Here is a 12305-nt window from a genome sequence, read left to right as displayed (position 1 = left end):
CCATTTTTTATAACTAAAAATAGTTTATAATAGAAGAGAGACTTTATAAAAAACGTAAATGTTTTTGGAGGTGAACTGTTGTGTTTTCACGTTTTACACTTCAACCATGTGCATTAAAAGATGAATCAGATTTAAAGCAATTTGAAGCGCTTTTAGAAAAACGCCCACAATATGAACTGACAGAGAATGAGATGAAATTTAGTTATATAGCAAGTCGCATTCTTGGTGTTCCGAATGATGTAGATGAATATTTCAATGAACTATTTGATTATAATGAAGCAAAAGGGATCGAGGTTTTGCATGAACAAAATTTAAATAAGGTGATTGATCCCGAAAAACTGCGCCATATTCAAGAAGTTTTTGCATTACATCAAGAAGCGCCGAATGGACTTACAGTAAATAGGCTTGTAGCACATTTGTCTGGAAAACAACTATTACCGCAAGTAGACAATCCTGATTTACAGCATTATATACATACGACGTTTATTTCTGTATTGAAATTGTATGAGAAACAACATAATCAATCTTTAAAAACAGAAGGATTCCGGCGTTTCTTAATCGATATGATTAAATTAAGTGAAAATTACGTAACGAAGTGGTTCTCTACGATTAATTATAAGAAACAAATGCCGCGTGTCGTTTGGTACGGTGATGCGACGGAGAGTCGTATATATTTCTTATACTTTCTTATTATGCTCGGTTGCGATGTACTTTATTATCACCCAGAAGGAAAAGATGGATTTGAGAGTGTAGATGAGGAAGGAAAGACCTTTGTCGTATCTCATTCAGGCCGTATTTCATTGGAACCATTTCCTGATCGGCGTCGTGAACGCGTCGCAACGGTAGCTTATCAAGCTTCAAAAGAAATCGAGCAAGTACTTCACCACGATAATTCATTATTATATAAACCGTGGCAATTCCGTTCGTATACACCTGTAGCCCGTACGCTCAAAACAACGTACGATGAACTCTTTTTAATTACGAAAGAAAAGGCATTTGTACGTCCAACATTCTTTGTTGAAAATAAGCATATTTATATTCCTTCTTTATTTGCAAAAATATCAGGTGTTTCAAAGAATGATAAAGAATATTTTCAGCGATTAAAGGCTGTTACATCATTTGATAACAGTTTCTTGATTAATACATTCCCGTTTACGAAAGAACAAAAAGCGAATTTCCAATATCATTATCGAGATGCATTGGACCGCGCAGGGAAGTTACATCCGGATTTAATTATGAACAGCCATTGGTGGCCACATAAGCGTTTACCAGAAGGATTACAACATGGTATTGCAGAAGCAATGATCCATACGTGTGAAAGTGAAATGTGTAAACCAATTGCGAAAGAGACGAAACAAGATGTAGCACTGTATGTTTTCGCACAACTCTCTCAAATACCACCGAACATTTTAGAGCAGCTTGAGAAATTTGATTATTCGCAAGAAGTACCGAAAATTGTTATATTTAATAATGAGAAGAGCGGAGAATTAAGTCGTTCTGATGCTGTGTTATTACTATTTTTAAATCAAATTGGAGTAGATGTATTTCACTTTAATCCAACGGGGAGAAACGATATTGAACCGTATATTGAATCAGGAGCATTTGATTCACATTGGCTTGAAGAAGTTAATTTCGATCTTGAATTTCATGGTTCATCAGCCTATAAAAATTTATCACAAACAATAAAAGGACTATTTCGTCCATTTTTATAAGGAAAGGGAGAATACCATATGAATAACCCAGTCGTACTAGATTCGAAAACAGAATTGAATGAGCAAACCGCACAAGATGTTCGCTTACAACTTAGGCAAGATGCTGAAGTACAACGTATTTATAATGCAGTAGACATTAAAGACCAATTAGAATTAATCGAGCTTGGAAAAGAGCCTTCTATGGAGATTTCACGTTTCGCTGATCAAATTTTACATACAATGTCTTTATCAAAAATAGAAGACTCTGGTGAATTATTAAAACAGCTCGGTAAAATTATGGACAGATTTGATAGTAAAGACTTTGCGGAAGAGAAAAGTGGTTTCTTCTCACGTATGTTCAAAAAAGCAGATAAAATGATTGAACAAATCTTTAGTAAGTATCAGACGATGGGTCGCGAAATGGATAAAGTATACGTAGAAATTACGAAGTATCAAGATGAAATGAAAAAATCAATTGGTACGTTAGATGGTTTATATGAGCAAAACTTAAAGTATTATTTAGACTTAGAAAAATACGTAGTAGCAGGGGAAATGTTATTAGAGCGTTTAAATACAGAGTTAGTTCCGATGTACGAAGAGCGCATACGCAATAATGATCAGTTGGCGGGTATTGAATTAGAATCGCTTAAAAACTCTGTTGAAATTTTAGAACAACGTATTGATGATTTAGAAAAAGCTCGTATGGTTGCTCTATTAACAGCACCACAAATTCGTATGATTCAACGCGGTAACAATAAATTAATCGGTAAAATCAATACGGCATTTATTACAACGATTCCTATCTTTAAAAATGGTATCATTCAAGCGGTAAATGCGAAACGTCAAAAGCTTGTTGCGGACTCTATGGCTGAACTTGATCGCCGTACAAATGAATTACTTAAGAAAAATGCACAAAATATCGCAACTCAAAGTGTGGAAGTAGCGAGATTATCAGGTTCTTCTAGTATTAAGATGGAAACACTTGAGGAAACTTGGAACATTATTTCAAGAGGTATGCAAGAAACACAACAAATTGAAGAGCAAAATAAACGTGAGCGTGAAGAAAGTCGCAAGCGCATGGCTACATTAACAGAGAACATCAAAAAAGAATTACAAGGATAAAGAAAAGGCAATGAGGAACAGTCCTCATTGCCTTTTAGTTTCTCTTAACTAATTTAATGATTTCATTCACAACAAGCGGAATGATACTTAACAAGAGAACAAATCCCCAATCTCGCATTGTTAATGCATGCACACCAAATATATTGGCAAGAGGTGGGATGGAGATGATACACACTTGCATAAGAACACCGATTAGAAGTGAGAAGACTAAATATTTATTTGTAAATATCCCAATTGAAAAAATTGATTTCGTTCTTGAACGTAAGTTAAATGAATGAACGAGTTGAGAAAAACTAAGAACGACAAATGCCATCGTTTGGGCGTGTAATAGAGCGTCTTCATCAATTTGATCTGGGAAGAGAGGAAATAAATTTGTATCTCCTGTATAGAGCTTTGCCCCAACGATAAAGGCTGTTAAAGTAAGAAGTCCAATTACAACCCCATTGAAAATAAGAAAAGGAACGCTGCCGCTAAATAAGCTTTCTTTCGCATGTCGTGGTTTTTCCTTCATCACATCTGGATCTTCAGGATCAACACCGAGTGATAATGCAGGCAGTGTATCTGTAATCAAATTTACCCACAAAATGTGAATAGGGCGTAGTGGTGTTGCCCAGCCGAGTAAAATAGCTAAAAAGAGAGCTATAATTTCGCCGAAGTTACAAGAGAGTAGGAAGAGAATAGACTTTTTAATATTACGATAAATATTTCTTCCTTCTTCAACAGCTTTCACAATAGATGAGAAGTTATCGTCTGTTAAAACTACATCTGCTGCGCCTTTTGCGACATCTGTTCCTGTAATTCCCATTGCTACTCCAACATCTGCTTGTTTTAAAGATGGAGCATCATTTACACCGTCACCAGTCATGGAAACGATATTTCCTTTAGCACGTAATGCTTTTATAATCTTCACTTTATGTTCTGGAGAGACCCTAGCGAATACATTTAAGTGATTAATTTTACTTGCTAGTTCTGTATCTGGAATGTTATCTAATTCAGTTCCAATCATGATTTCAGATATTTCTTCAGCAATGCCAAGTTCTTTGGCAATTGCAAAGGCGGTATCCTTATGATCACCCGTAATCATAACTGTGCGAATACCAGCCTTTTTACATTCTGTAATTGAATCTTTTACTTCTGTACGTGGTGGATCAATCATACCGACAAGACCGATAAAGATGAGATTTTTTTCGAGATGATTTATATCCATATCGTTTAAATCGTATCGTTTATATGCGAATGAAAGTACTCTTAAGGCTTCTTGCGACATTGACCCGGCAGCTTCTAATATTTGATTTTTATCAGAATCTTTTAGGACCTCAAGTTTATTATTTATAAAGATATGGGTACAGTGAGGTAAAAGTTTATCAATAGCACCTTTCGTCATGCTATAGTAGCCTTCATCGTACGTATGTACAGTTGACATCATTTTACGATCAGAATCGAAAGGCAATTCGTTAACACGTTCATGTTTATTTTCTAAATGATCTTTTTGAATGTTAAAAGAGCTTCCGGCAACAAGAAGGGCAATTTCTGTAGGATCCCCTGTTTGTGAGTCGGCACCGTAAGAGGCATCGTTGCATAAAACCATATTTTCTAATAATAGACGGTGTGCATCATTATTTACATTCAAATTTTTTAGTTGGTCGTATGTGCGATCACTATAAAAGTGAGTAACGGTCATTTTATTTTGAGTTAATGTACCTGTTTTATCTGAACAAATAATTGTGACAGAACCGAGAGCTTCAACAGCTGGTAGTTTACGAATGATAACGTTTTGTTTAATCATACGCTGAACACCAATTGCAAGAACGATGGAAACGATAGCTGGTAAGCCTTCTGGAATGGCTGCAACAGCTAAACTAATTGCGGTCATAAACATTTCTAACGTATCCCGGCCCTGTAAAAAACCGATGAGAAACATAGTAGTGCAAATAGCTACAGCGACAAATCCTAAATATTTTCCTACTTGTGCTAAGCTTTTTTGAAGTGGTGTCATATCATCGTCTGCTTCATGTAAAAGGGTAGCGATCTTGCCAATTTGTGAATGCATCCCAGTTTCAACAGCAACACCGATGCCACGTCCGTATGTTACTAACGTCGACATAAAGGCCATGTTTTTTTGATCACCTAATGGTACTTGCTCATCATTTTGCATGGAAGGGTGGTAGACTGCATCTTTATCGACAGGGACAGATTCACCAGTGAGAGCAGATTCTTCAATTTTTAAATTCGCAGTTTCGATAAGTCGTAAATCGCAGGGGATATACCGCCCAGCATCAAGCATGACGATATCACCTGGAACGACGTGCTCAGATGGAATCTCTTTTAGTTCACCATCTCGCTTTACGATAGCTTTAGGTGTTGCCATCTTTTTCAATGCTTCTAAAGCCTGTTCCGCTTTCGATTCTTGGATTACACCGATAACAGCATTTAAAACTACAACGAGCGCGATAATACTTGCATCGGTCCATTCACCTACAAAGGCGGAAATAAGGGACGCGATAATAAGGACATATACGAGGACGTCATTAATTTGGGCGAAAACGCGCTGCCATAAAGTACGTTTTTGTTTGGTAGCTAATTCATTAAAACCATATTGCTTTAAACGTTCATTTACGATTTTATCTGTTAAACCGTGTTGTTCATTTGTTTCTAGGTCGATTAATGTTTGATTTTTCGTCTTACTGTACCAATTGCTCATAAGTAAGCACCTCCAGTAAAAACAGTTAGCAATGGTAGTGTGGCAATTTTTTTAGAGTAGTATGTATGGAGAAAAAATCTAAGGTGAGGTTCTACTTTCATTGTACAGTAATTTAGAATGTGAGGAGGAAAAGAGAAGAGTTGTCATGAATTTGTTGAAATTAAAAGAGCCTCGAATACGTGAGGCTCTTTGTCATTTTTTAATTAATGTACCTAATTCCTCAGTAATAGCTTGCATTTCACTAATACTGAATGTTTCACGTTTCATAACGTGCTCATAAATGTCACGTAAGTCCTCGTACATTTCTTCGTTAAAACTAGCAGCTCTCATTGCTCCAGCATTAACCATGCGTAATTTTTCTTTAATAGCTTCTACCATATATTCAACGTTTGCTTCTGATTTTACGGATAAATCCACCGAAGTGTCCCCCTTTAAAATAACATAAGGTTATCTTAACATTTTTTTATCATTTTCGTTAATGAAACTTTTCAATCCTATTAAATTAGTAGGGATTTCCTTTATAATTAATAATTGGTTGCTTATACTATAGATATATATTAAGAAATGCACCAAGAAGGGAAGAGACAAAAATATGGTCCGAGTATTGTTTGTTTGTCTTGGGAATATTTGTCGTTCTCCAATGGCAGAAGCAATTTTTCGAGATTTTGTCGTAAAAGAGGGACTCGAAGAGAAAATTGTCATTGATTCTGCAGGAACTGGAGATTGGCATATTGGTCATCCACCACATAAAGGAACACAAAAAATTTTAAAAGAAAATGAAGTCGCTTTTGAAGGAATTAAAGCAAGGCAAGTAGAAAAAGAAGACTTAACAAAGTTTGATTATATTATTGCCATGGACAACAAGAATATAGCGGATTTAAAAAGTTTAGGTAAAACTGGAGGCTATATTGGTAGGCTGTCCGATTTTGGTCCAGACGGTGGCTGGACAGACGTTCCTGACCCTTACTATACAGGGAACTTTCAAGAAGTGTATGACCTTGTAACAGAAGGGTGTGCAAAGCTAGTAGCTTTCATTCGAAATGAACAAGGAATATGAGGAAGCTTAGAAAGTAATACTTTCTAATATAAGAAATGAAAGGGTGAAGGAATATGGCAAAGAAAAATAATATTGCTCGAAACATTGCGATTGGTGTAGCTGCAGGTGTAGCTGTATCTATGTTAAAGAAAGAAAACCGTGAAAAAGTAAAAAACACGGCAGAAAAAGCAAAGACAAAGATGATTGAAATTGGTGAAAATTCGAAGATAAAAGAAAAAGTGCAAACTGTTACAGATAAAGGACGTGAACTTGCTGATTTCAATGTAGTGAAAGCGAAAGTAGCAGAAATTAAAAAATTGACGCCGTCTGTTGTAGAAACGTTAAAAGAAACGAAAGAAATTTTTAGTAAGAGAAAAGTTGAGCGAGAAGAAAAGCCAGAAACGATTGAAATTCAAGCTGTATCTCCAAAGGTAGATGAGCTTAAAGCAGAAGAAGAGCCGGTAGTTGCTGAAGATGGCGGTATGAAAGAAGCGCGTGAATTATTTATGAAAGACTCAAATGCAGAGGAAAAAAAAACTGAAGCGTACATTGAGTTAAAGCAAGATAAAGAAGAGAAGAAAAGCGTTTAAACATATATGAGAAAAATTTTAGAAAAGGTGAGAAGAAATCGCACTTATTCGTTTGGAAAAGATTTATATGACCGGACAATGCGCGATGATGTAGCGGGCTTGGCAGCACAGCTCGCTTATTTCTTCTTGCTTGCAATTTTTCCTGGGCTCGTTTTCTTAATTACGCTTCTTGGATTTATTCCCATTCAAACAGAGGATGTGCTTAGCTTATTAGAGGTTTATGTACCAGATGATGCGATGAACTTAATTGAAGTAAACGTAGATAAAGTTGTAAATCAGCAAAATGGTGGTTTATTATCATTCGGTTTACTATCGATGTTATGGTTTGCTTCAAACGGGGTGAATGCGGTTATGAACGCTTTTAACCGCGCCTATGATGTGAAAGAAACACGATCTTTTATTAAAACAAGAGCGTTATCAATTGTGTTTACATTAGCTATCATTTTTATGATTGTCTTTGCGTTAATTGTCCCGGTATTCGGACAAGTTATTGGAGCAGCGGTGTTTAAAGCGCTCGGTTTATCAGATAGTTTTTCTTACGTGTGGAGTATTACACGGTTAGTAGCGAGTTTCTTCGTACTATTTGCCTTGTTTAGTTTTTTATATACGTTTGCACCAGATCGGAAATTAAAAAGAAGAGAAGTCATTTCAGGAGCGTTATTTGCTACTGTAGGATGGATTGTGGTATCGTACTCATTTGCTTATTATGTAGATAAGTTTGCGAATTACGCCAATACATATGGTGGTCTCGGTGGTATCATTATTTTAATGTTATGGTTTTACTTAACTGGGTGGGTAATTTTACTTGGCGGTGAAATTAATGGTTTACTCCATCATTATAGAACGGATGACAATAATTCCCGTAATGAATAACGGGCTCTTGTTCCATAATAAAAAGGAACAGGGGGGATATTTCATGAGTAATAATAAAAAGAACCACAATAATAAAAATAACAAACAAAAGAGCAGTTCGCATCCAAAGCATAAGACGAGTAGTAGTGCGAACGGTCACAATAGCTACCATTAAAAAAAAACGGGTCCTTTATCAGGGACCCGTTACTTATTTCCTTTTAATAATCGTAAGCCATTCAAAATTACAAGAATGGTACTTCCTTCATGTCCAATAACACCGAATGGAAGAGCTAAAAACTGCAAGAAGTTAGAACAAATCAGCATTGCAATGACAGCTAAAGAGAAGATAACGTTTTGCTTCACAATACGGTTCATTCGTTTTGATAAACGGATTGCTTGAGAGAGACGAGATAATTCGTTCTTCATAAGAACAACGTCTGCAGTCTCTAATGCTACGTCTGTTCCTTCACCCATTGCAACACCAATACTAGCAGTAGCGAGTGCAGGTGCATCGTTTATACCATCTCCAACCATGGCGACTATGCCATACTTTTCTTTTAACTGCTTTATCGTTTCAACTTTTGTTTCCGGTAAACATGATGCGTAATATTCTTTTATATTACTTTCATTGGCAATTGCTTTTGCTGTTTCTTCATTATCACCAGTAATCATGATTGCTTTGACACCAATGTTTTGTAAATCACGAATAGCAGCTATTGTTTCTTGGCGAAGGGTATCTTTTAAAGCGATCAGTCCAAGAATACCACCCTCATCACTAATATAAACGACAGTTTTCCCCTCTTTTTCAAGTGAGGCAGAAATGCCATTATGAAATGTTTTTGTTTCTTCCCCGATAAAATCAGCTTTACCAATTTTATAAGCTTTGTTTTCTAATATTCCTTTTAATCCAAAACCAGTTACATCTTCAACGTTTTCTGGTTTTTTTATCGTAATGTCGTAAGCATGTTTTGCATATTTAACAATCGATTCTGCTAAAGGATGTGTAGAGTGACTTTCAATGGCTGCTGTAATAGAAAGCAATTCACTTTCTGCTATGCCTTCTCGAGCATATACATCTGTTACAGTAGGTTTTCCTTGTGTTAATGTTCCTGTTTTATCAAAGGCAATCGCCTTTACTGAAGCTAGACGTTCTAAATGAATACCACCTTTAAAGAGAATACCGTTTCTCGCTCCATTTGAAATTGCTGATAAAGTTGCCGGTGTAATGGCTGCAACTAGCGCACAAGGAGAAGCGACTACAAGTAAGATCATAGCGCGATAAAACGTTTCATTCCAACTCCAATCAAGTAAGAAATGAGGAACAAACATCATAAGCGTAACAACAAGTAGTACACCTTTTACGTATGTTCCTTCAAATTTTTCGATGAATAGTTGTGATGGTGATTTTTCGCTTTGTGCATTTTGAACGAGACGAATAATCTTTTGGAATAATGTTTGATCGCTCGGCTTCGTAATTTTAACTTCAATAGCACCACGTAAATTTACAGTGCCGGCAAATACTTCATCGCCGAATTTTTTCTCATTCGGAATAGGTTCCCCTGTAATAGCAGCTTCATCAATATTTGTTTCACCAGTATGAATAGTGCCATCAGCAGGAACACGCTCACCTGGCTTAATTAAAATAATATCGTTAATTTGTAATTGTTCAACTGGAACACGTTCCTCAATTCCGTTTGAAATACGTAATGCTTCTTCAGGTTGTAGATCAAGAAGCGCTGAAATTTCTTTTTGGCTTTTACTTAATGTATAAGATTCCATTGCTCCGCTTAATGCAAAGATGAAGATTAAAATAGCACCCTCTGCCCAGTAACCAATAACTGCGGCACCGATAGCTGCAAAAATCATGAGCATTTCAACATTTAGCTCTTTCTCTTCAATTGTGTCTTCAATACCTTCTTTCGCTTTTGCAAATCCTCCAATTACATAAGCAAGGATATATAAAGTAATACCTGCACTTATTGCATCATTTTTTGTGAATAACCAACCAGCTAAAATAAAAATACCAGATGCGATTGCAAATATAAGTTCATAATGTTTCTTTAATGTATCCCATAAAGAGGGATTAGAAATATCTTTTTGTGCTTGTAATGTTTTTACTTCTGCGTTCATTAATACTCGCTCCTTCCGAATTCTTATTGAGAAAAAGAATCAAAATCGAAACCCCTATAAAACGACGAAAGCTGCCATCCATAATGGATAGCAGCATTTCTGTTGAATCTGATTTTAATAGTTATTATGTTGTAATTATTCTATAGTATAGCATATGTTTTTCTTAGATGATATGTTTTTGTTTTAGTATAAAGTGAAACTTTAATTAGTGGTGGTTTTGTTCATCCCACGCTGATTATTAGCCCTCGCCAATCGGGCTTTTACGGGCAGCAGGGCTCCCACCTAACTTCTTTGCCCCAGCCGAATTTGGAGGTGGGAGTTTTACTGCCCGGCGAATAGCGGGATAAACTGAAAACTTGTGTTTTCGCATTTCCTTTGGTATATATGAATATTGTTCATAAAAAGGTCGGAAAGGAAGACATCAAGTTGAAGACAGAGAAATTTTTTACCCATCCGATTGGCGTGTTTATTGCTGCAATAGTAGCAACATTTTTATGGGGAAGCGCATTTCCCTTTATTAAATTAAGCTATGCTGAACTTGGAATTCAGCCACAAGAAGTCGGGGAACAAATATTATTTGCTGGCTATCGCTTTTTCTTATCTGGTGTAATGCTCTTATTATTTTTTAAAGCGTTAGGAAAAGATATGAAGTTCAAAAAAGGAACAGGAAAGCAGTTAGTTCAAATTGGCTTGTTTCAAACTTTTCTTCAATATATATGTTTTTATATTGGAATGAGTTACAGCTCAGGAATTGAAGGAGCGATTATTTCAGGAACATCATCATTCTTTCAAATTTTACTCGCACACTTTTTATATAAAGATGATGCTCTAAATAGGCGAAAAGTAATTGGAGTAGCTATCGGTTTTTGCGGTGTGATTTTAGTGAATGTACCGAGTGATGGAAGTTTATCATTTCATTTTGGAATAGGTAGCTTATTACTTCTTGGGGCAGCCATGATGTATTCGTATGGAAACATATTAGCGAAAGAAGGTAGTAAAACATTAGATATTGGGTATATGACAGCATATCAGATGATTTTCGGATCAATTGGGTTGCTATGTATAGGTGCATTTCAAGTTGGAATGATGCCATTCACATTTAATCTACATGCAATACTTATGCTCATATATTTATCGTTCTTATCAGCAGCCGGATTCTGTATATGGAATACAATTATGAAGTATAACAAAGTAGGGAAAGTCTCGATGTATATGTTCTTTATACCAGTGTTTGGTGTGCTACTATCAAGTCTAATTTTAGGGGAAGCAATCCATTCCTTTGTACTATTTGGTTTAGCATGTGTCGCAGCGGGAATTATTGTAGTAAATCGTAACCCGGTTAAAAAGAAAGTTGAGCAAGAAAAACAAGTAGCATAGAGAACAGAAAAACGATTAAAATGGAAGAACAGTATTGTTCTTCTTTTTTTACATAGAAAAAGGAGAACGTGATATATGTAACGAAAAAAGATAGAATAAAGCATTTATTGAGGAGAACATATTATGAATGTACTTTACATTGTGTTAGTCGGGCAAATTATTCTTTTTTTAATGGGAGCAATTTATGCAATAGGACAGACGAAGAGAACGAGAAATAATATGCCGTTACCTTTAGCGATTCGTCTTATTCTTAGTTTTTCTTTAACAGGAAGTGCAATTTGGATATGGTTACAAGATCCATCGGCTGAGTACAGTACGTGGGTTGCACTCGGTATGACTTTATCAACTGTAGGGGATTTATTTATGGCAGGATTAATTCCAATTGGTCATCGATTAATTGGAGGAATGGTTACTTTCGCTCTTGCACATTGTTTCTATGTGAAAGCATTTTTACAAACAGGTATTTCATGGAATGGTTTTTGGATCGGTTTACTCGTATACGGACTCTTTCTAATTATAGGGTGGTTTTTCTTTATTCGAAATGAAAAACAAGACAAACTTTTTACAATAGGCGCTCTAATTTACGGTTTGTGGGTTGGAGGAATGGCATGTTTTGCATTTGCCTTATATTACGAGAATATAGGAATATGGTGGATACCAGCACTTGGTGGTTTACTGTTTGTGATTTCTGATTTTATTATCGGCGTGACAGATATCGGAGGGCGCAAACTGAAGTATGAACCGCTTTGGATTTGGGTTACATATGTCGCAGCGCAGATGTGTATTGTATATGTAGGATTATAAAA

10 protein-coding genes are annotated in these 12305 nt (G+C 36.0%); 7 read left to right on the top strand and 3 right to left on the bottom strand.

What is annotated here, in order from left to right:
• The first annotated feature begins 80 nt into the window (after positions 1–80).
• Both JFU20_RS12910 and JFU20_RS12905 read left to right on the top strand, forming a co-directional pair.
• The gene (locus JFU20_RS12910) at positions 81–1712 is read left to right on the top strand and encodes a YceG family protein (RefSeq protein ID WP_002010231.1); all 1632 of its coding nucleotides are present in this window, start codon (positions 81–83) and stop codon (positions 1710–1712) included.
• Positions 1713–1730: 18 nt separating this feature from the next.
• The gene (locus tag JFU20_RS12905) at positions 1731–2813 is read left to right on the top strand and encodes a toxic anion resistance protein (RefSeq protein WP_002010232.1); all 1083 of its coding nucleotides are present in this window, start codon (positions 1731–1733) and stop codon (positions 2811–2813) included.
• Between the two features lie 34 nt (positions 2814–2847).
• On the opposite strand, the gene JFU20_RS12900 is transcribed toward JFU20_RS12905, so the two are convergent.
• Together JFU20_RS12900 and JFU20_RS12895 are read right to left on the bottom strand one after the other, a co-directional pair.
• Positions 2848–5514 carry a cation-translocating P-type ATPase gene (locus JFU20_RS12900; protein WP_201038678.1) on the bottom strand — a complete coding sequence of 889 codons (2667 nt, stop codon included), beginning with the start codon at positions 5512–5514 and terminating at the stop codon, positions 2848–2850.
• 192 nt (positions 5515–5706) lie between these two features.
• The gene (locus tag JFU20_RS12895; RefSeq protein ID WP_002010236.1) at positions 5707–5931 is read right to left on the bottom strand and encodes a DUF1128 domain-containing protein; all 225 of its coding nucleotides are present in this window, start codon (positions 5929–5931) and stop codon (positions 5707–5709) included.
• A 175-nt stretch (positions 5932–6106) separates the two neighbouring features.
• Here JFU20_RS12895 and JFU20_RS12890 point away from each other — a divergent pair, with 175 nt between their 5' ends.
• From JFU20_RS12890 to JFU20_RS12880, 3 genes are read left to right on the top strand one after another with little or no spacing between them, the layout of a single operon-like run.
• Entirely contained in the window at positions 6107–6571 is a 465-nt protein-coding gene (locus tag JFU20_RS12890; protein ID WP_002167009.1) for a low molecular weight protein-tyrosine-phosphatase, read from the top strand.
• Positions 6572–6624: 53 nt separating this feature from the next.
• The gene (locus JFU20_RS12885) at positions 6625–7140 is read left to right on the top strand and encodes a DUF4075 domain-containing protein (RefSeq protein WP_002167008.1); all 516 of its coding nucleotides are present in this window, start codon (positions 6625–6627) and stop codon (positions 7138–7140) included.
• Between the two features lie 6 nt (positions 7141–7146).
• A complete protein-coding gene (locus tag JFU20_RS12880; RefSeq protein WP_002010242.1) occupies positions 7147–8013 on the top strand; it encodes a YihY/virulence factor BrkB family protein in 867 nt (288 codons plus the stop codon).
• A 183-nt stretch (positions 8014–8196) separates the two neighbouring features.
• On the opposite strand, the gene JFU20_RS12875 is transcribed toward JFU20_RS12880, so the two are convergent.
• Positions 8197–10122 carry a heavy metal translocating P-type ATPase gene (locus JFU20_RS12875; RefSeq protein ID WP_201038677.1) on the bottom strand — a complete coding sequence of 642 codons (1926 nt, stop codon included), beginning with the start codon at positions 10120–10122 and terminating at the stop codon, positions 8197–8199.
• A gap of 426 nt (positions 10123–10548) precedes the next feature.
• Here JFU20_RS12875 and JFU20_RS12870 point away from each other — a divergent pair, with 426 nt between their 5' ends.
• Positions 10549–11499, top strand: a complete 951-nt coding sequence (locus JFU20_RS12870) for a DMT family transporter (RefSeq protein WP_002125011.1) — start codon at positions 10549–10551, stop codon at positions 11497–11499.
• A gap of 123 nt (positions 11500–11622) precedes the next feature.
• Complete coding sequence (locus JFU20_RS12865) at positions 11623–12303, top strand: lysoplasmalogenase (RefSeq protein WP_002166998.1); 681 nt, start codon at positions 11623–11625, stop codon at positions 12301–12303.
• Positions 12304–12305: the final 2 nt, after the last annotated feature.

The organism is Bacillus sp. TH30, from assembly GCF_016650875.1.
Lineage (GTDB): Bacteria > Bacillota > Bacilli > Bacillales > Bacillaceae_G > Bacillus_A > Bacillus_A mycoides.
Note: the sequence above shows the minus strand (reverse complement) of the source record. Positions and strands in the feature narration are given on the sequence as shown.